Source organism: Ruminococcus sp. XPD3002 (assembly GCA_900119535.1).
GTDB classification, from domain to species: domain Bacteria; phylum Bacillota; class Clostridia; order Oscillospirales; family Ruminococcaceae; genus Ruminococcus; species Ruminococcus flavefaciens_H.
On the sequence record FPJT01000029.1, the window covers coordinates 1 to 18,030 of the forward strand.

At 46.1% G+C, this 18,030-nt stretch carries 20 protein-coding genes and 1 rRNA gene; 2 read left to right on the top strand and 19 right to left on the bottom strand.

Annotated elements, in window-relative coordinates; translation table 11 throughout:
- The 14 genes from BT127_RS15700 to BT127_RS15765 form a co-directional block, all read right to left on the bottom strand.
- Nucleotides 1-256: ribosomal RNA gene (locus tag BT127_RS15700) — 16S ribosomal RNA — on the bottom strand; the annotation flags it as partial.
- Nucleotides 257-726: 470 nt separating this feature from the next.
- Nucleotides 727-1,101, bottom strand: coding sequence for a hypothetical protein (locus BT127_RS15705; protein WP_075425905.1), 375 nt, complete (start codon nt 1,099-1,101; stop codon nt 727-729).
- A 134-nt stretch (nt 1,102-1,235) separates the two neighbouring features.
- The gene (gene argF, locus BT127_RS15710; RefSeq protein ID WP_075425906.1) at nt 1,236-2,141 is read right to left on the bottom strand and encodes an ornithine carbamoyltransferase; all 906 of its coding nucleotides are present in this window, start codon (nt 2,139-2,141) and stop codon (nt 1,236-1,238) included.
- A gap of 16 nt (nt 2,142-2,157) precedes the next feature.
- Nucleotides 2,158-2,634, bottom strand: coding sequence for an LURP-one-related family protein (locus BT127_RS15715; RefSeq protein ID WP_075425907.1), 477 nt, complete (start codon nt 2,632-2,634; stop codon nt 2,158-2,160).
- Nucleotides 2,635-2,636: 2 nt separating this feature from the next.
- Entirely contained in the window at nt 2,637-3,803 is a 1,167-nt protein-coding gene (locus tag BT127_RS15720) for an aspartate aminotransferase family protein (protein WP_075425908.1), read from the bottom strand.
- Nucleotides 3,804-3,921: 118 nt separating this feature from the next.
- Nucleotides 3,922-4,788, bottom strand: coding sequence for an acetylglutamate kinase (gene argB / locus BT127_RS15725; protein WP_075425909.1), 867 nt, complete (start codon nt 4,786-4,788; stop codon nt 3,922-3,924).
- A gap of 77 nt (nt 4,789-4,865) precedes the next feature.
- Nucleotides 4,866-6,119: a bifunctional glutamate N-acetyltransferase/amino-acid acetyltransferase ArgJ gene (argJ, locus tag BT127_RS15730; protein ID WP_075425910.1), complete on the bottom strand. Its 1,254-nt coding sequence runs from the start codon at nt 6,117-6,119 to the stop codon at nt 4,866-4,868.
- A gap of 13 nt (nt 6,120-6,132) precedes the next feature.
- A complete protein-coding gene (locus BT127_RS15735) occupies nt 6,133-6,573 on the bottom strand; it encodes a GNAT family N-acetyltransferase (RefSeq protein WP_075425911.1) in 441 nt (146 codons plus the stop codon).
- Nucleotides 6,574-6,653: 80 nt separating this feature from the next.
- The gene (gene argC, locus BT127_RS15740) at nt 6,654-7,607 is read right to left on the bottom strand and encodes an N-acetyl-gamma-glutamyl-phosphate reductase (RefSeq protein ID WP_075425912.1); all 954 of its coding nucleotides are present in this window, start codon (nt 7,605-7,607) and stop codon (nt 6,654-6,656) included.
- Between the two features lie 21 nt (nt 7,608-7,628).
- Entirely contained in the window at nt 7,629-7,883 is a 255-nt protein-coding gene (locus BT127_RS15745; RefSeq protein ID WP_075425913.1) for a hypothetical protein, read from the bottom strand.
- Nucleotide 7,884: 1 nt separating this feature from the next.
- A complete protein-coding gene (gene argH, locus BT127_RS15750; protein WP_075425914.1) occupies nt 7,885-9,264 on the bottom strand; it encodes an argininosuccinate lyase in 1,380 nt (459 codons plus the stop codon).
- 32 nt (nt 9,265-9,296) lie between these two features.
- Entirely contained in the window at nt 9,297-9,656 is a 360-nt protein-coding gene (locus BT127_RS15755) for a four helix bundle protein (RefSeq protein ID WP_075425915.1), read from the bottom strand.
- Between the two features lie 46 nt (nt 9,657-9,702).
- A complete protein-coding gene (locus BT127_RS15760) occupies nt 9,703-10,146 on the bottom strand; it encodes a nucleoside deaminase (RefSeq protein ID WP_075425916.1) in 444 nt (147 codons plus the stop codon).
- Nucleotides 10,147-10,225: 79 nt separating this feature from the next.
- On the bottom strand, nt 10,226-11,461 hold the full coding sequence (locus BT127_RS15765) for an argininosuccinate synthase (protein WP_075425917.1): 1,236 nt from the start codon (nt 11,459-11,461) through the stop codon (nt 10,226-10,228).
- Nucleotides 11,462-11,925: 464 nt separating this feature from the next.
- On the opposite strand from BT127_RS15765, the gene BT127_RS15770 reads away from it, so the two are divergent.
- Both BT127_RS15770 and BT127_RS15775 read left to right on the top strand, forming a co-directional pair.
- The gene (locus BT127_RS15770) at nt 11,926-12,873 is read left to right on the top strand and encodes an L-lactate dehydrogenase (RefSeq protein ID WP_075425918.1); all 948 of its coding nucleotides are present in this window, start codon (nt 11,926-11,928) and stop codon (nt 12,871-12,873) included.
- An 84-nt stretch (nt 12,874-12,957) separates the two neighbouring features.
- A complete protein-coding gene (locus tag BT127_RS15775; RefSeq protein WP_075425919.1) occupies nt 12,958-14,133 on the top strand; it encodes an NAD(P)-dependent malic enzyme in 1,176 nt (391 codons plus the stop codon).
- Nucleotides 14,134-14,191: 58 nt separating this feature from the next.
- Here the strand turns inward: BT127_RS15775 and BT127_RS15780 are convergent, their stop codons facing one another.
- From BT127_RS15780 to BT127_RS17015, 5 genes are all read right to left on the bottom strand, one after another.
- Nucleotides 14,192-14,845 carry a hypothetical protein gene (locus BT127_RS15780; RefSeq protein ID WP_075425920.1) on the bottom strand — a complete coding sequence of 218 codons (654 nt, stop codon included), beginning with the start codon at nt 14,843-14,845 and terminating at the stop codon, nt 14,192-14,194.
- A gap of 112 nt (nt 14,846-14,957) precedes the next feature.
- Nucleotides 14,958-15,317, bottom strand: coding sequence for a stage V sporulation protein AE (gene spoVAE, locus BT127_RS15785; protein WP_075425921.1), 360 nt, complete (start codon nt 15,315-15,317; stop codon nt 14,958-14,960).
- The gene (locus tag BT127_RS15790) at nt 15,310-16,332 is read right to left on the bottom strand and encodes a stage V sporulation protein AD (protein WP_075425922.1); all 1,023 of its coding nucleotides are present in this window, start codon (nt 16,330-16,332) and stop codon (nt 15,310-15,312) included. The genes spoVAE and BT127_RS15790 overlap by 8 nt, the downstream gene beginning before the upstream one ends.
- A 314-nt stretch (nt 16,333-16,646) precedes the next feature.
- Entirely contained in the window at nt 16,647-17,402 is a 756-nt protein-coding gene (locus BT127_RS15795; RefSeq protein ID WP_075425923.1) for a CPBP family intramembrane glutamic endopeptidase, read from the bottom strand.
- Nucleotides 17,403-17,491: 89 nt separating this feature from the next.
- Nucleotides 17,492-17,665: a hypothetical protein gene (locus tag BT127_RS17015; RefSeq protein ID WP_175541993.1), complete on the bottom strand. Its 174-nt coding sequence runs from the start codon at nt 17,663-17,665 to the stop codon at nt 17,492-17,494.
- Nucleotides 17,666-18,030 lie beyond the last annotated feature (365 nt).

The window sequence follows — 18,030 nt, forward strand, 5'->3', positions numbered from 1 at the left end:
CACCAACTATCTAATCAGACGCGAGCCCATCTTTGAGTGATAAATCTTTGATACAAAAATCATGCGGTCTCTGTATGTTATGAGGTATTACCATCCGTTTCCAGAAGCTATCCCTCTCTCAAAGGCAGGTTGCTCACGTGTTACTCACCCGTCCGCCACTAAGAATACTCAGTAAACCAAATATTCTCCGTTCGACTTGCATGTGTTAAGCGTGCCGCCAGCGTTCGTCCTGAGCCAGGATCAAACTCTTTATAAAGTTGTATATTAAATCCTTTCGGACTTAAAATCAATCCTGTTCAATAACGCTTGCGTTATTACTGCGTTTTAAAGTCTTTACTTGACTATTTCTTTGCTTTTCAGCAAAGGAATCTCAAGGGTCGTTACTTTTCTTGCATTGTTTAATTTTCAAGATGCTGTTCGCTCTCCCTCGTGGGACAGCTTTAATATTATATCACAACTCAAACCATTTGTCAAGTACTTTTTCAAAGTTTTTTCAAAAAAGTTTTTGTTGTGCGCCACTCTCTGAAAGCAGCCTTAATATTATATCACTTTCAAACTCGTTTGTCAAGTGCTTTTCGGAAATTTTCTTTCAAACTTCTCCCGAAGTCTTTCCTCTCTCACTTGCTCCCTCGTTCGACAGCTTTATTATTATATCACCTATTTCACGATTTGTCAAACAGAAAAGCCACTGTTAGTCTGCGGATTTTTTGTGCATTATCAACACCATCACATTCCGACGCCTAATATCCAGAATTTCAGCACAAAAAGAAGTCCGATTATAAGTCCTGCGCTGTAGCCCATAATGTTGTTGCGAAGAGATTCGATCAGCATTATCTTTTCAGGTTCTTTTTTACTGTATCTCAGGAGTTTTTCTCCAGATATCGGTTTGCTGTAATGCTCAGACGCCTCTGCTGTTATCGTTTCTCCATTTGCTTCAAAGCGCATTTTCGGCGTGTACCAGCCTTTTGAGTCCTGACGTGAACTAACCGCCGTACCAAGCGTTTTTTCACTCGATACCGTGAAAACTATGTATTTTATAAGCATTATCAGTGATATCACCACCGCCGCCGCACCAACTCCGCCGAGAATCATTCCGTCCATTCTTTTCCTCCTTTCATTCAGCTATTCATTTATCAAGGAAGCGCATTTTCTCATTTTGCTTCTCTGTTTTCTTGTCAGAATCAAGAAGCCGAAGTCTCTTCAACTTCGGCTCCTCTGCAACTATTATTTTTATATTACGCCATTAACTTGACCATAACTGCCTTCTGAGCGTGGAGACGGTTCTCAGCTTCCTCGAAGATCTCGTTTGCATGAGCCTCGAATACCTTCTCTGTGATCTCCTCTTCACGGTGTGCAGGGAGACAGTGAAGAACCATTGCGCCTTCCTTAGCCTCAGCTATAAGCTCGTCATTTATCTGATAGCCTGCGAAAGCCTTTCTGCGCTTCTCAGCCTCTTCCTCCTGGCCCATTGAAGCCCATACGTCAGTAATGAGAACGTCTGCGCCCTTTGCAGCCTGCTTAGGAGAATTTGTCATCTCGAACTTGTCGCCGTATTCCTTAGCGAAATCGAGTATCACCTTCGGCGGCTGGTAGTCATCAGGACAAGCGATAGATACTGACATACCTACCTTGAGTCCGCCTACGATGAGAGAGTTAGCCATATTGTTACCGTCGCCGATGAAGCACATCTTAAGACCGTCGAAACTTCCCTTGAACTCACGGATAGTCATAAGGTCAGCAAGGACCTGACAAGGGTGACAGAAGTCTGTAAGTCCGTTGATTATCGGAATATTGCCATATTCAGCAAGGTCCTCGACTTCCTTCTGCTCGAAGGTGCGGATCATTATGCCGTCTATGTAGCGTGAAAGAACACGCGCAGTATCCTGAACAGGCTCGCCGCGTCCTATCTGAAGGTCGTTAGAGGACAGGAAGAGCGGATATCCGCCAAGCTGATACATACCTGTTTCAAAAGAGACTCTTGTACGTGTTGAAGCCTTCTGGAAGATCATTCCGAGAGTCTTTCCCTTAAGGTGTGGATGTGGGATGCCGTGCTTGAGCTCGTATTTGAGCTGATCGGCAAGGTTAAGTATATCTATGATCTCTTCCGATGAGAGATCGAGCATTTTCAGTAAATGTTTCATATTTATATTCCTTTCGTCAATTCTTTTGCGGACGATTCATATCGCCGAAGGTTCTGTCAATAGCAACAACAAGAAGCACGATATAGTCATCAAAGTCTTTCTGTTCGATAGTAAGCTCGTATTGCAGCTCTTCTCCGACTGTCAAAAGAGTTTTCAGAGTTCCGACTTCTTTATCGTTGTGCATTATCCTGAATTCTCGTCTGTCCTTGCTTATGAACTCGTAATTTTCTTTTCCCTCTGCGATTATAGTCGGATCGAGGAACAGGGATTTAACGCTGATATTCATAAATCCGTTATCGTTATGAGTAAGGCTGAAGGTAGGTTTCTGTCCCTCACTTGTCTGAACTAATGAATACAGATTATATTTACTGGTATCAAGTAATACATAACGGGTAGTGCCGAATCCTTTTCTTTTGACTGTATACAGATTCCTGCCGCTGCTTTTATCCTCTACTTCGTATTTATTGCCTTTTGTAGATATGAGAAGCTCCATGCTCATTCCTCCAGTATCTGTTTGAGTATTTCAATCCCTTTATCTATTTCATCCATGTCAATCGTAAGTGGTGGAAGCAGACGCACCTTTTCCTTTGCTGTAAGTATGAGAAGACCGTTTTCAAGAGCCTTCTTGACAACGTCCGAAGCTTTCTTTGTTTTAAGGGTTATGCCTATCATAAGGCCTATACCGCTTATGGACTCAATTTCGCTGCAGTCTTCAAGTTTTTTCCTGATGTATTCTGCCTTTTCTGTAACTTCATCAAGGAATCCGTCGCTTGTAACACGTTCAAGAACAGCAAGACCGCCTGCACAGGCAATTGGATTTCCGCCGAATGTGGAACCATGTGTACCGGGAGTAAGCACCTCGCTGCACTTTTCTCCGAACAGACATGCACCCATAGGGATGCCGCCTGCAATACCCTTTGCAAGAGTTGTTATATCAGCCTTTTTGCCGAAATGCTCCCCTGCAAGGAATTTACCGGTCCTTCCTACGCCTGTCTGTACCTCGTCAGCAATAACGAGAACGTCCTTTTCAGCGCATAGGTCATATATTGCGTCAACGAACTTCTTATCGAGAGCATTTACACCGCCCTCGCCCTGGATGTACTCTATCATTACAGCGCATACAGTATCATCGAGTTTAGCCTTAAGGTCGTCGATATCATTGGCTGTTACGTTTATGAAGCCTTCAAGGAACGGGAAGAAGTAGTTATGGAAAACGTCCTGTCCCGTAGCTGAAAGAGTAGCCATAGTCCTTCCGTGGAAGGAATTCACCAGTGTGATTATGTTATGACGTCCCTTGCCGTATTTATCAAAGCTGTACTTTCTTGCTGTCTTTATGGCACATTCGTTAGCCTCTGCACCGCTGTTGCAGAAAAACAGCGACTTATAGCCTGCTGTTTCGCAGAGCTTCTCAGCGAATTCCGCCTGAACGGCTGTATAATAGTAGTTTGAATTATGCTGAAGTGTTCTTACCTGTGCACATACCGCATCCGCCCATTTTTCGTCACAGTAGCCGAGGCTGTTGGTACCTACGCCGCTTCCGAGATCGATATACTCTTTACCGTTCTCATCCTTGCAGCGCCTGCCGCTGCCTTTTTCCATGACAAGGGGATACCTTGAATATGAATGGGTAACGTGACTGTTGAATTTATCGATAGTATTCATATTATTTCCTTCTTTCAGATGCATATACAATGCCACTATATAATTATAACTCTGTTGCGCTGTTAAAATCAACCGAACAGGGAGCTATTATTGTAAATTTTTTGTGAACGCCTTGTCTTTATACAAACTGCGTACCGATGCCCTCGTTTGAGAGTATCTCTATGAGAATGGAGTGAGGAACTCTTCCGTCGATGATAACGGCTCTGTTAACGCCTCTGCGGACTGCCTCTACACAGCAGTCTATCTTCGGTATCATGCCGCCTGAGATGATGCCCTGCATTTTCAGGAACGGAACCTCGCTTACCTGTACCTTCGGGATAAGTGTTGAAGGATCGTCCTTATCACGGAGAAGTCCTGCTATATCGGTCATAAGGATAAGGTTCTCGGCGCCAAGCTCGGCAGCTATTCTTGCAGCAGCCGTATCGGCGTTGATATTGTATGTGTTGCCCTTATCGTCCGTAGCAACTGTAGCTATAACAGGTACATTTCCGTCAGCAAGAGCGTCCAGTATAGGCTTTGTGTTGACCTTTGTTATCTCGCCTACCCAGCCGAGGTCCTGACCGTCATCGGTAGTCTTTTTCTCTGCAACGAGCATTTCGCCGTCTATACCGCAGAGTCCTACAGCATTGCCCTTGTGCTGTGCAAGGAGCTGTACAAGTTCCTTGTTTACCTTTCCTGCAAGAACCATTTTTACTACGTCGATAGTAGCGTCATCGGTGTATCTGAGACCGTTTATGAAGCGGCTCTCGATATTCAGCTTCTTAAGCATGTCATTTATCTCGGGACCGCCGCCGTGTACCAGAACTACCTTGATACCTACGAGTGAGAGCAGTACGATATCGTTCATAACTGCATCCTTGAGCTCGTTATTTGTCATAGCGTTTCCGCCGTATTTTACAACAAGTATCTTGTTGCTGTACTTCTGTATGTAAGGAAGCGCATCTATGAGTACCTGTGACTTGTCGCTGTTTGAGATCTTATCCATTTAAATTAACTCCTTCTGAAATCAACCTGTATGAGCACTTTCCGTGCTGTAAAACGGGATGCCGTTCCCCTTTTATTTTATGAACGGTAGTCGCCGTTTATCTTTACATAATCGTATGTGAGGTCGCAGCCCCATGCAACAGCTTCGCCTGCGCCGTCACCGATGCTGATGATTATCTCAATGACCTCTTCGCCAAGTATTTCCTTAGCCTTATCCTCAGAGAAATCAACACCTGCACCATTCTTGCAAACATCGATAACTCCCTTTGCAGAGCCTATTTTTACATCTACTTGGTTTATATCAAAGTCTGCATCCGCATAGCCGACTGCACAGAGGATACGTCCCCAGTTAGCATCTTCACCGAACATTGCAGCCTTGAAAAGGCTTGAACAGATAACGGACTTTGCAACAGTCTCGGCAGTCTTTTCGTCCTTTGCGCCGCTTACGGAGCACTCTATGAGCTTTGTAGCGCCTTCGCCGTCACGAGCCATCATACGTGCAAGATTCAGCATGATGTTGTAGAGAGCATTCTCGAAAGAAGCGTAGTCCTCACCGTCGCTTGTGATAGTCTTGTTGCCTGCGCCGCCTGAAGCAAGTACGCATACCATATCATTTGTGGATGTATCACCGTCAACGCTTGCACGGTTGAGAGTTACCTTTACCACGTCGCTGAGCGCCTGCTGGAGCATCTCCGCAGAAATAGCGGCATCGGTCGTGAGGAAAGTAAGAGTTGTAGCCATATTCGGGTGAATCATACCGCTGCCCTTGAGCATTCCGCCGAGGGTACAGGTCTTTCCGTCCACTGTGAACTCAACAGCTATTTCCTTCTCACGTGTATCTGTGGTCATGATAGCTTCAAGAGCGCGCTTGTTGCCGTCGTAGGTAAGACCGTCCTTAAGCTCGTCCATAGCGTTTGCGATAGGCTCGATAGGGAGCACCTGACCGATAACGCCTGTGGAAGCTACGATAACATCATTCTCGTCAATGCCCAGAGCCTTTGCAGCCAGCTGGCACATCTTTTCAGCCTTCTCAACGCCGTCGGGGTTGCAGGTATTGGCATTTACCGAGTTAACGATAACAGCCTTTGCCTTGCCGTCCTTTATGTGCTCCTTGGTAACGAGTATAGGAGCTCCCTTTACCTTATTTGTGGTGTAAACTGCTGCTGTTGTACACTCTGTATCAGCAACGATAAGTGCAAGGTCGTTTTTCTTCTTAGTAACAGAAGCACCTGCATGTGCAAGACCGCACTGTACGCCGTTAGCCTTGAATCCCTTTGCGGCACAAACGCCGCCGTCTATAAATTTAACATCACCTATTTTTTTCAGTTCCATTGCCTGATCCTCCTTAAGTATCTATCCTTACGAGCTCTCGCAGAGCTAAATTGCGGTAATTGAGGTCCTCCCTCACAGTGAAGCCCATTGCCTCCCAGAAATCGTTGCCTGTTTCGTTGTACTTGAAAACGAGGAGCGCAACTTTGCTTATACCCTCTTTTTTCAGGGCATCCATGCAGGTATCAACGAGCTTTGTACCTATGCCCTGACGTCTGAACTTTTCCCTCACGCAGGCGTGGTGTATGAATCCGCGGCGTCCGTCGTGTCCGCCGAGTATAACTCCTGCAAGTTCTCCGTCAGCAAAAGCCACGAAAGAGGTATCGGGGTTTCTTCGGAGATACTTTTCTATACCCTCACGGGAATCGTCCACATCGTTGAAGCCCATATTCTTGCTGGACATCCAGAGCTTGTAAACTTCATCGTAGTCATTGATAGTCATTTTGCGTATTTCCATGCCAATACCTCCAAATCGTTTTATAAGTCATCTGTACGGACTCGGGAAACCATAGCGGCAGTCCCGAACTCCGGATCATATCAAACGAGTCCTGTTGTCTCGTCAATACCCATCATTATGTTAAGGCACTGTACGGCTGCACCGCTTGCGCCCTTTCCTAAGTTATCAAGACGTGAACAGAGAAGTATCTGCTCATCGTTTCCGAATACGAATATCTGCATCTTGTTAAGTCCGCTGAGTGTATTTGAAGCAAGGAAGAAACTCTTCTGCTCGTCTGCGGACATAAGAGGCATTACCTCTATCAGGTTTGCGCCCTCATAGTGCTTTGCGAACATCTCGTGTACCTGTTCTGCGGTAACAGCCTTGTCAAGGGTGCGAGTCTGAAGCGGTACGCTTACTACCATTCCGCTGTAGTAATCACAGACCATAGGGTTGAACATGGGCTTGTATTTCAGTCCCGATACAGCCTGCATCTCGGGGAGATGCTTATGTGCCTGTGAAAGTGCGTACTGACGGGGACTGTTGAACTCATAAGGCTTGTCCTCGCCCTCATATACAGCTATAGCCTTCTTGCCTGCGCCGCTGTAGCCTGATGTGGCATAGGCAAAAACGGGATAGTCCGCAGGGATGATACCATTGCTGACAAGCGGATAAACTATCGAGTTAAAGCCGCTTGCATAGCATCCGGGTACTGCAACACGGTTGGACTTCTCTATCTTCTCACGGTGCATCGCCGAAAGCTCGGGGAAGCCGTATGCCCAGTCGGGGTTGGTACGGTGAGCTGTGGAAGCATCGATGATACGTACATGATCGTTGTCCTTGTCTATGAAGGAAACTGCCTCTCTTGAAGCGTCGTCAGGCAGACACAGGAACACATAGTCCGCACTGTTTATAAGTCTTGCTCTCTCAGCGGGATCCTTTCTGAGAGCCTCGCTTATCCTTACTATCCCGATATCGTTTCTTCCCTCGAAACGCTCCATTATCTTAAGACCTGTTGTACCTTCCTGACCGTCGATATATACTTTAACTGACATGATATCCTCTCCTTATCAGCATTATTTCTTCTTGTTGTATTTCTTCATTTTCTTCTCGTATTTCTGGACCTTCGGATCCATACGCTGTGACTTGTCCTCTTTCATGGCATGCCATGTGCTGACAACAAGTGCGATAATAACTATCGCCGCGAACCATACGATATGAAAGTATGAAGGAACAGCTATCCACATACCCGTAACGAGCTCACCGAGTCCCCATATAACACCCATGAGAAGGGCAAGTCCTACGGTGAAAAAAACGTCCTTTTTACTCATATCACATACCGAGTGCCTTTTCGGCAAGAGCTATCTGCTTTACTACCTCCTCGGGAGAAGGACCGCCCTCGGACTTGCGCTCTCTTACGCAGGTATCAAGGCTAATAGCTTCGTAAACGTCCTCGGTAAAGAGCTCGGTCATCTTCCTGTAGTCCTCAATGGGGAGTGTTTCAAGGGTAACGCCCTTTTCTATGCACTGTGCAACGAGTGTACCTGTTATCTTGTAAGCATCACGGAAAGGCATACCCTTCTTTACGAGGTAGTCAGCGCAGTCCGTAGCATTGATGAATCCCTTTGCTGCCGCATTTCTCATGTTGTCCTTAAGGACTCTCATGGTAGTGAGCATAGGAGTGAAGGTCTTTACGCAGAGCTTTACGTTATCAACAGCGTCGAATATAGCCTCCTTGTCCTCCTGCATATCCTTGTTGTACGCAAGGGGGATACCCTTCATCATGGTGAGGAGGGTTACGAGGTCACCGTTGACTCTGCCCGTCTTGCCTCGGATAAGCTCGGTAACATCGGGGTTCTTCTTCTGGGGCATTATGGATGAACCTGTAGCAAAGGCATCGTCCAGCTCAACGAACTTGAACTCCCAGCTGCACCAGAGGATTATTTCCTCGGAAAAACGTGAAAGGTGAGTCATAAGTAGTGAAAGCGCACAGCAGAGCTCTACGCAGTAGTCTCTGTCCGAAACGCCGTCCAGACTGTTCGGCATAGGAGCTGTGAATCCGAGAAGGTCCGAGGTCTGCTGACGGTTCGTTCTGTAGGTAGTACCTGCAAGAGCGCCGCTTCCGAGAGGACAGTAGTTCATTCTCTCTGCGGTGTCGTCCAGACGCTGAATATCACGGAGAAGCATCCACACATAAGCCATAAGGTGATGTGCAAATGTTATTGGCTGTGCTCTCTGGAGGTGGGTATATCCGGGCATTATCGTCTCGGTATGGTCCTTCGCCATTTTAACGAGAGCCTCTGCAAGCTCTTTGACCATAGCACGTATCTCGGCGATCTCGTCACGGAGATAAAGGCGGAGGTCAACTGCGACCTGATCGTTTCTTGAACGTGAGGTGTGGAGTCTCTTTCCAACGTCGCCGAGACGCTTTGTCAGCTCTGCCTCAACGAACATGTGGATATCCTCTGCATTGGGATCGAGCTCCAGCTTGCCCGAGTCTATATCAGCGAGGATGCCTTTGAGACCTTCGATAATGGTAAGGCTGTCCTCCTTTGTGATTATGCCGCAGTCACCCAGCATAGTAGCGTGGGCGATACTGCCCTGTATATCGTGACGGTACATACGTCCGTCAAAGGCAATTGAAGAATTGAACGCATTAACGGTGGAGTCCACCTGCTTTGAAAATCTTCCTGCCCACATCATATCTGCCATAGTTTACTTCTCCTTTTTTCAGCTATCAGCCTTTAGCCTTTAGCTTTTAGCTTATTTATCATAACGTTCAACATTTTACACACCTCATCGCATAGCTGAAAAGATGGTGTAAAATGTTCTTCTTTAATATAGCCGAGCCGCTGACAAATTATCAGTTGTGTCTGAAGTTCATATGCTGAACCATTAGCAATATTCAGAAAATATGCAAATTCTCTTTCAGAATTACGCCCTCTGCCTTCTGCAATGTTAGATGGGATCGATACAACTGCACGTCTGATCTGATCAGAAAGTGCATATTTTTCATTAGCAGGCAAAAAAGACATAAGCTTATACACTTCTTCAACAAGGCTCATTGCTTTTTGCCAGACTATAAGCTCCTTGAAACTCTGCATTGTACCCCCCCTTAAAGCTAATAGCTAACGGCTAACGGCTAATATCTTAATACTGCTTCTTATCATTCAAAGCCGTATATTCCTCAAAGACTTTCAGACACTCCTCACGGTCGAGTTCTTCTGAGATATCCTCTCCGCCCTCATAGAACACCTTGTCCCTGAACCCGATACGGTCGGTATCGTTGACATTGCAGCCATAGTACACTCTGCTTATATTCGCCCAGAGTATCGCACCCCTGCACATGGGACAGGGTTCAGCGGTGGTATAGAGTTCGCAGCCCGAGAGGTCGTAGGTACCGAGAGCCTTACAGGCATTGCGTATAGCCATTACCTCACCGTGGCAGGTGGGATCCTTGCGCTTTACGACTTCGTTGTGTCCCTGTCCGACTATCTCGCCGTTCCTGACGATAACGCAGCCGAATGGTCCGCCGTGGCCTGCATTTATGCCTGTTCTTGCCTCATCAACGGCTATTTTCATGAACTTATCCATAACCCACCCACTAAATATAAAATCATAACAGGCAGGAGATAGGCTCCCCTGCCTGCGAAAAAATCAGTTGCCTGAATAATTACTTGTTCTCTCTCTTCTTGTCGAGCTGAGCCTTGACCTTTATCGGGAGACCGAAGAGGTTGATGAAGCCTGCTGCATCAGCCTGGTTGTAAACTTCATCCTCATCGAATGTAGCAACTTCCTCATCGTAGAGAGTGTATGGTGAAGTAACGCCTGCGTTGATGATGTTGCCCTTGTAGAGCTTCAGCTTAACGTCGCCTGTAACTCTCTCCTGAGTCTTTGAAACAAAAGCGCTCAAAGCTTCACGAAGAGGTGTGAACCACTGACCGTTGTATACGATGTCAGCGAACTTGATTCCGAGGTACTGCTTGATACGTGCAGTTTCCTTGTCGAGGCAGATCGTCTCGAGAACTTCGTGAGCGTGGTAAAGGATAGCACCGCCGGGAGTCTCGTAAACGCCTCTTGACTTCATACCAACGAGACGGTTCTCAACGAGGTCAGCAAGACCGATACCGTTCTCTCCGCCGAGCTTGTTGAGTGCAGAAACCATTTCAACGCCGTTGAGCTCCTTGCCGTCGAGCTTTGTAGGAACGCCCTTCTCGAAGTGGAGAGTGATGTAAGTAGGCTTGTCGGGAGCATCGATAGGAGATACGCCCATTTCAAGGAAGCCCTTCTTCTCGTACTGCGGCTCGTTTGCAGGATCCTCGAGGTCGAGACCTTCGTGTGAAAGGTGCCAGATGTTCTTATCCTTGGAGTAATTAGTCTCACGGCTTATCTTCAGCGGGATGTTGTGAGCCTCAGCGTAGTCGATCTCTTCGTCACGGCTCTTGATGTCCCATTCTCTCCATGGAGCGATGATAGCCATTTCAGGAGCGAATGCCTTTATAGCAAGCTCGAATCTTACCTGGTCGTTGCCCTTACCTGTGCAGCCGTGGCAGATAGCATCTGCGCCCTCTGCGATAGCGATCTCTGCGATACGCTTTGCGATGATAGGACGAGCGAATGAAGTACCGAGCATGTATCTGTTCTCATAGATAGCGCCAGCCTGTACAGTAGGATAAACGTAGTCCTGGATGAATTCTTCCTTAAGGTCAGCAACGATGAGCTTTGAAGCACCTGTCTTTATAGCCTTCTCTTCGAGTCCGTCAAGCTCTGTGCCCTGTCCTACGTCACCTGAAACAGCGATGATCTCAGGGTTGTTGTAGTTTTCCTTGAGCCACGGGATGATGATAGAAGTATCAAGACCGCCTGAATATGCGAGAACTACCTTTTTGATGTCTTTTTTGTTAGCCATGATTAATTACCTCCTGTAAATAAGCACTACTGTGCGGGTTATCATACACTTAATTATACACTTTATGTCCGACATGTCAAGGGGGTTGGAATAAATATTCATTGTTTTTGCAAATATTCACTTTATACCGTATATTATTCATCAAAACGTGCATATTCTATCAGTTTTATTCACCTTACCCGATAAGTCCGCCTTATTTCCGCATTACTTAAAGTACTGCCTGATTTCTCCCTGTTTTACGTTGTTCACTGAATCATTTAAGGAAAAAAGATTGTTAATTCGCACCTACTTTTGTATGTTTTTACGATTTTACTCGCTAAACTGCCGTTTAGACTTGCTATTTTTTGCGTTTATGGTATAATGTTGTATAGTGGCCGAATATGTTTTTCGGCAGAATATGACACTGCATCCCTTTTCACATTTATTTTATATAAGGATGTAAATAACAAGAGGAGTTGTATACTATGGCAGAGAACAAAAGCGGAAAGAAGATATCTATCATAGGCGCAGGAAATGTCGGTGCTACTATCGCATACACATTCGCTGTTGCAGGTACCTGTTCTGACGTTGTTCTGATCGATATAAACAAGGAAAAAGCAAAGGGCGAAGCTATGGATATCCGTCAGGGTGTTTCATTCAGCCATAACGTTGAGATCTGGGACGGTACATATGACGATGCTGCTGATTCAGATATCATCGTTGTTACTCTCGGACTTGCTCGTAAGCCCGGTCAGACTCGTCTCGACCTCGCTCAGGCAAATGTAAATATCATAAAGAGCGTTATGCCTCAGCTTGCAAAGGCCGCTCCCGATGCTATATATGTAGTTGTAAGCAACCCTGTTGATATCATAACATATACTATACTCAAATGTACAGACCTTTCACCAAAGCAGGTAATCGGTTCAGGTACAGCACTCGATACATCACGTCTCCGTTCAAGCATCGCTGACCACGTAGGTCTCAGCCCTAACAGCGTTCACGCTTATGTATTCGGCGAGCACGGCGATTCATCATTCATTCCGTGGTCCCTTACAAATATCGCAGGTATCCCTATGGAGGAATACTGCAAGGATCAGGAACATGCTGATATCGACGAGGATGAGATCATCAACGAAGTTCGTACAGCAGGTGCAGAGGTAATCAAGAGAAAGGGCGCAACTTTCTACGCTATCGCAATGAGCGTAAACAAGATCTGCGATAACATTCTTCGTGACGCAAACAACATCATGACCGTTTCAACAATGATGAACGGCAAATACGGCATAAGCGACGTATGCCTCAGCCTTCCCGCAGTTATCGGCGCTAACGGTATCGAAAAGGAAGTTACACCAACTCTTACAGACGAAGAGATCGAGAAGCTCAAGGCAAGTGCAGCTGCTCTCCGCCGTGTACTCGACCAGCTTGAATTCTGATAATAATACAGCATCCCCCTCTGCGCAGGGGGCTTTGCTGTAATATTCAACATACTCATTATAATACGAAAGGAATTATCCCCTATGAATTATGCTGAAGAATCACTGAAAAAACACTATGAATGGAACGGCAAGATCGAAGTTATCTGCCGTGCTCCCCTTGAAACAAGAGATGACCTCTCACTGGCTTACACTCCCGGTGTTGCACAGCCATGTCTTGAAATACAGAAGGACGTTGACAAGAGCTATGAGCTCACACGCCGTTCAAACCTCGTTGCTGTAGTTACAGACGGTACAGCAGTTCTCGGACTCGGCGATATCGGTCCCGAGGCAGGTATGCCCGTTATGGAGGGCAAGTGCGCTCTCTTCAAGGCTTTCGGCGATGTGGACGCTGTTCCGCTTTGTGTACGTTCAAAGGAAGTTGACGATATCGTTAACACAGTAAAGCTCCTTGCAGGCTCTTTCGGCGGTGTTAACCTCGAGGATATCTCAGCTCCGCGCTGCTTCGAGATCGAAAAGAGACTCAAGGAATGCTGCGATATCCCGATATTCCACGATGACCAGCACGGTACTGCAGTAGTTACACTCGCAGCTATGCTCAACGCTCTTAAGGTAGTCGGCAAGAAGCTTGACGAGATAAGAGTCGTTACAAGCGGTGCAGGTGCAGCAGGTATAGCTATCATCAAGCTCCTTATCTCTATGGGACTTAAGGACGTTGTTCTCTGCGACAGAAACGGTGCTATCTACAAGGGACGTCCAGAGGGTATGAACCCGATGAAGGACGAAATGGCAGAGATAACAAACAAGCAGATGAGAAAGGGCAGCCTTGAAGAAGTTATCAAGGGCGCTGACGTATTCATCGGTGTATCTGCTCCCGGATGCGTAACTCCCGAAATGGTAAAGAGCATGGCAGACAAGCCTATCCTCTTCCCTATGGCTAACCCAACTCCCGAGATAATGCCCGACCTTGCAAAGGAGGCAGGCGCTGCAGTTGTAGGTACAGGAAGAAGCGACTTCCCGAACCAGATAAACAACGTTCTCGCATTCCCCGGAATCTTCCGCGGAGCTCTTGACGTTCGTGCAAGCGACATCAACGACGCTATGAAGATAGCTGCTGCAAAGGCTATCGCTTCATTCGTAACAGACGATAAGCTCTCAGCTGACTACATCATCCCGAGCGCACTTGACAAGACAGTTGCTCAGGCTGTAGCAAAGGCTGTTGCGCAGGCTGCAAGAGATACAGGCGTTGCAAGAATATAAGACCTATATAACAGTTAAGGACTGCCGCAGGGCAGTCCTTTTTTTTCGTCAGTACATGTCATTCAACGCTGAAGCTTGCAGCGGTCCAGTATTCCTTCGGCAGTATGATTACCGCAGGTGTAAGCTGCGGTGCCGCAAGTACAGGATAAAACTCACCTGTCAGCACATGATCGGGTATGTCCTTGCGGAATACTATTACCGAACAGAAATGCACGTCCACATTCTCTATCATTTTCTCAGGATCATCAGGATCGGGAAATGATATGCTGAAATCCACGTTTGAACGGTCCGTCTCGGCAGTTATTATCCTTACCATTTCACGAAGTTCCTCGGGGACTTCACTCTCGGGCTTTCCCTTATAGGAGAATATCTCGCTGCCTATGGACATGAGAAGCTCGGGATATTTCTCCGTGACAGGATGAGTTGAATAAAGCACGTTTGCAGGAAGGTCGGTCTTGCTGCTCTTATCGAACAGCATTTCGTTCGCCTGTACAAGATAAGCGTAGTATACCTGTCCCTGCTGAAATACCGTATCCTTGTCGCGGTAGATGACGTGAAGCTCATCGTTCTTGTGAAGGCGAAGCCACAGCGGCTTCGGAAGAGTCTTTGATGTTATGACGTTTGCTTTGTAATTTGCCCTCATTGCTTCAAGGTGTCCCCTGAATGTGTTTTCTGTGACCTGATTCTCGATCTTCTTTTTGAACAGACTCATATTATTACCTCCGTAAATTATGTCCTTGCTGAACTTTCGGTCCGCAATAATATGATTATACATCAAAAGAAAACCGCTGTCAATACATGATAACCGCTTGTAACAGGCAATATCACGCCTTGTCCTTCTGTCGGAAAACAAGTGACGCAAGAAGTCCTGAAAGCAGCGCCGCAGTTATACCGCCCGAAGCTGCCGTAAGACCTCCCGTGAAAACTCCGATGAAGCCTTTCTCGTCAACAGCCTTACGAACTCCCTCCGCAAGGAGATGTCCGAAGCCTGTAAGGGGTACCGTAGCACCGCCTCCTGCCATATCTACAATGGGCGCATACACGCCGATGCCCGAGAGTACCACTCCTGCAACCACGAAAAGAGTCAGTATCCTTGCAGGAGTGAGCTTAGTGTAGTCGATGAGAAGCTGTCCCACGGCACAAATTGCCCCTCCCACAAGAAAAGCCGTTATCATATCAGTCATTTGCAGTCCTCCTTCTGAGATGTACAAGGTGAGCTATTGCAGGGATAGTCTCGCCCTGCTGTACGGACATTGCGGACATAAGCGCTCCCGTTGCCGCAAAGAGAACGTCCCCCTCCTCACCCGAAGCGATACGAGGCAGAAAGTGGCCGCAAAGTACGCTTGCACTGCATCCGCATCCCGAACCGCCGCAGTGTGTATCCTGAGTTTCCGCATCGAATATCATTGCACCGCAGTCCGAGTGTACCGCAGAAATATCGATACCCTCCCTCTGAAGGAGTCCGACAAGCAGTCTGCTTCCGTGAGAACCAAGATCACCCGTTACTATAGCGCTGTAGTCCGAAGGTACAGTCCCAGTAGCTTCAAGATAGCGGCTTATGGTATCGGCTGCGGCAGGCGCCATAGCTGCACCCATATTGGTGATATCGTTTATTTCCATGTCCCTTATTACGCCGATACATCCGCCGCATATCCCGACCTCGCCCTTATCCCGTGAGAGGACTGCCGCACCTGCCGCCGTACAAGTCCACTGAGATGTAGGTGTTCGCTGTCCGCCGTAGGAAAGGGGTGCACGGAACTGACGCTCCGCCGTTGAAAAATGAGAGGACGTGACCGCTGCCGCACGTTCCGCAGAACCGCCCTCCACAAGGAGTGAAGCCGTAACAAGTCCCTCCGCCATTGTGGAACATGCACCGTACAGTCCCAGAAAAGGTATCTCCAGTTCCCTTAATCCGTATGCGGAGCCTGTACACTGGTTTATCAGGTCCCCCGCACATATGACATCCACCTCAGCGCAGTCCAGTCCGCACTTCTTTACCGCACGTATGACCGCTTCACGCTGAAATCTGCTCTCCGCCTGCTCCCACGTTTCACAGCCGAAGTGGGAGTCCTTTACTATCAGGTCAAAACACCTGCCCAGCGGTCCCTGTCCCTCTTTGTCCCCGACTACGGAAGCACTGCCCTGTATATATACGGGATGTGTCAGTCTGAACGCTCCCCTTGACAGTCTTTCTGCCATAAAACCACCTCCGTCCGTATTATACCGCTTTTTGCGGAGGTTATACAAAAAAGCATACCGTATCTCTGCGGTATGCTTAATATGTATTATTTATCGGTTTTCGGTCTGCACACAAACTCCATGACAAAAGACAGGATGGTAAAAAATATCGCTGCTTTTATCCATTCATGAGTAACAATACCAACAAAAAGCGTACTTATCAGCGCTGCGCTTATAGCTCGTATTAATTTGTAAGTTTTATTATTCATAATTCACCGCCTATAATCAAAAGCATAAAACGATCGACTTGCCTGTGTTTGCTTCAAAACAATTAATTACTGCTCCCGCACAGTATGATTCAAAGCATCTGAGCTTTTATATGAACATATAATGATACAAAGGCTGAAAGCCAGAATAACTGTAAATGCTACAGTAACAGGTATCCAATGATTCTGTCCGACCTGACCTAAAATAATAACAGCGGCATTATTGGCGGCATGGTAAATAATGCATAACAGAATGCTCTTATAACGATGATAGATCAGACCAAGGATAATACCGTCTATTATCAGTAATATTGTGTAAAGCGAGAAACCATATAAATGTGAAGCAGCCCATAATACCGAGGTTATAGCAATTGTGATCACGGTATTGAGCTTTTGTTCCGAATGTGAAATATTTATTATGTCAGAAAGTATACCTCTGAAAATCAGTTCCTCTGCAACTGCTGCAACAAACACTGCAATAATAAATGAAACTATATTATTCTTTCCCGAATTTGTTAGCCCAAGAGAAACCGCAAAGTGCAGTATACATAGTATCAGCGGCTTGAAAGCTAATCCGATGCCTGCAACAGAAACCATCTCTTTTAAGGAAGGACGTCTGTTCTTAAGTTTAAAAACACCTTCTCTTTTAAAAACAAATGCAGATATTATTGCACCTATCAGAGTCATCGGCATTACCAGATAATTTGATACTATGGCTGTTTCTCCTGAAATAGCATATTCTGTGACCAATGCTATGCAAAAAGGAAATATGCATAAGATCAACAGAACAAGGCAGTATTTTAAAGTACATAAAAGATTTTTCACGATTATTCCTCCTGACAATTATTTCGCACATCCAAACTAATTATAGCTCAGATGTGCGAAAACCGATTATTATTTAATAGTAATTTATATTACTGGAATACGTCGTAAACTTCGCCGCCTTTTTCTTCCCAGAAATTCCACCAACTTCTGCCATAGTGAGCAACCTGATCAATAGCTTTATTAACATCAAAATTAATATTAATATCGCCGCCATCGATAGATTCCATTTCAACCATTGAGAGTTCTGTAAAATTAGTGTTCATTATGATTTCCTCCATTTTTAAGTATAAATTTGATTACTAATGTGTATATATCAAAGCCATTCCATACTACGCGCGCTTGACGGTTCGGCTAAGATAACAATAATAAAAATAGTAAAACGATTTGTATTAGATTTATAATATAGCTGAACTCCGTTTCAGTGATTATTATTATACCATAAATGTCAGAAAGTTCAACAATATTCCGTTAAACGGTCGGTGAAAACGGGTTTTCGGGTGAACGGTCGGAATCTGTCCGTGAACGGTATTTTCTTCCGCCACTTGAACCGCAGTGCAAACTATGATATAATGAATGCAAAAGCATTCATTATATATTTATCTGAATGTCCTTGCAGATACGCAGATCT